The sequence below is a fragment of the Mesorhizobium kowhaii genome (assembly GCF_042431665.1).
Classification (GTDB): domain Bacteria; phylum Pseudomonadota; class Alphaproteobacteria; order Rhizobiales; family Rhizobiaceae; genus Mesorhizobium; species Mesorhizobium kowhaii.
Genome location: NZ_JBHLYT010000185.1, coordinates 25,027 through 25,358, shown reverse-complemented (window position 1 = coordinate 25,358; position 332 = coordinate 25,027). Strand labels below are relative to the sequence as shown.

Sequence of the window (332 nt, the reverse complement as noted above, 5' to 3'; positions counted from 1 at the left end):
CACCTGCTATGCCGCCGGCTTGCGCATCTCGGAGGCGGTTCAGCTGAAGACCACGGACATCGACAGCCAGAGAATGGTCATCCGCGTCGAGCAGGGCAAAGGCCTGAAGGACCGCTACGTGATGCTGTCGCCCAAGCTGCTGGAGATCCTGCGCAGCTATTGGAAGGTGCGCCGGCCAGAGGCGTGGCTCTTCCCCGGCGATCGTGCCGGCCAGCCGATCACCAGGGATGCGGTGGGACAAGCCTGCGCGAAAGCGCGCGACCTCTCCCGCTTGCCCAAACCGGTCACGCCGCACAGCCTGCGGCACGCCTTTGCCGTCCATCTATTGGAGG

The 332-nt window shown here is 65.7% G+C and carries 1 protein-coding gene; it reads left to right on the top strand.

What is annotated here, in order from left to right:
* A partial coding sequence (locus tag ACFFNA_RS41400; RefSeq protein ID WP_378925639.1) for a tyrosine-type recombinase/integrase occupies positions 1–332 on the top strand: 332 nt, incomplete at both ends.